Origin of the sequence: Sphingomonas sp. 66-10 (assembly GCF_001897045.1) — a bacterium.
GTDB classification, from domain to species: domain Bacteria; phylum Pseudomonadota; class Alphaproteobacteria; order Sphingomonadales; family Sphingomonadaceae; genus Sphingomonas; species Sphingomonas lycopersici.
This window is the reverse complement of the sequence record NZ_MKRR01000135.1, coordinates 226,739-228,097: the sequence shown is the minus strand read 5'-3', so window position 1 is coordinate 228,097 and position 1,359 is coordinate 226,739. Positions and strand designations below refer to the sequence as shown.

The following is a 1,359-nucleotide window of genomic DNA, read 5'->3' as shown; positions in this document are numbered from 1 at the left end:
ATCATCGTAAATTGTCGTTAACCTTCCTTGATTGTAGGAAGTCCTGAAAATACCCCCCTGATCGCAGAAGAGAAACCACAATCAGGCGTCGCGCGTTCGGAATTAGTGACAGGGGATGATCATGCGCATGTTTCTGAAAGCTGCCGCCGTTTCAGGTGTTTTTACTGCTATCCCGGCTGTCGCCACGCCGGTAATGATCAACTCGATCACCGTTTCCGGTAGTGATACCGGAACGACTTGGAACACCGCGGTCGATAACAACTATACGCTGTTCATCCAGCATCCTGTCGGCAAGCAGGTGAATCCGAACGACGATTTTTCGCCGACGCATATCTTTACGAACCGGGCGTCGGACTATCTGCTGATCGGGGACGGCTTTCCGACGAACAGCAGGAGCGGCAATTCCGACCCCGTCTACAATCTGGCGGTCGAAATCGCTCACGACGGGGTGTCGCAATGGTTGAGCGGCAATCTCGACGGCGCGACGGGCGCGTTCACGGTGACCAACGCCACGGCGCGTTTCGAGGGCGTGGAATACACGCTGACCAATTTCAACTGGATGCGCGGCATGTCGAACCTAGTCGGTTCGTATAGCGTAGGCAGCGCCACTTATGCCGGCCAGCCGAGCGGTTCGTTGTCCGATTATCAGGGCGCGTTCACGCTCAGTGCGGCCTCGGTCCCCGAGCCGTCGACCTGGGCGATGATGATCATCGGTCTCGGCGCGGTGGCAGGCACGATGCGCGTTCGGCGCAAGACAGCGCCCGCGCTCGGCTGATTTCTCCAACCACGGGATAGGCGCCGGCGGTTCGGGAACCCGTCATCCCCGCGAAAGGCTGGGATCGCCGGTCGCTTGCCGTCCCCTTGTGCTTCCGCGAATTGTGCTCCGCGAATTGTGCTCCCGCGAAGGCGGGAGCCCAGACCGGGTCCCCGGCTTGGGTTCCCATCAAAGTAATACTTTGATGCGGGCCCTTCGCGGGACACACGATGGGGGACCACCACTCCGGCGCAGGGCGCGCGCGCGGATTAAGGGCAGCGGAGTCCTGAAAGCCGATCCGTGCTGGCCCGACGCTCCAAATCCGGCCGACCTTATCCTCATTCGCGCCTGCCTTGTCGCCGCCCCGCCCCCGCCGTTCGAGGGGCGCGCCCTTCGACAAGCCCGGCACCAGCGCCGCGTCGCGCAGCTTCCGAGCCCCGCTGAACGACCCGACCGGCACGCCCGTCATATCCCCCGCCGCCACGGCAAATGCTTGTCCCAAAGCGGGACCTCCTATGCCGAAGATTTATCGGGCAATTTTGGTTAATCTCGTTGAAACCAATTTGGCGCTCAGGTATTTGACTGCCAAGCCACAAGATCAACCA

The 1,359-nt window shown here is 60.9% G+C and carries 1 protein-coding gene; it reads left to right on the top strand.

The window, feature by feature from the left end:
• Positions 1–121 precede the first annotated feature (121 nt).
• Positions 122–775 (top strand): PEPxxWA-CTERM sorting domain-containing protein, encoded by a 654-nt coding sequence (locus BGN95_RS18020; protein ID WP_286773531.1) that lies wholly within the window; start codon positions 122–124, stop codon positions 773–775.
• Positions 776–1,359: the final 584 nt, after the last annotated feature.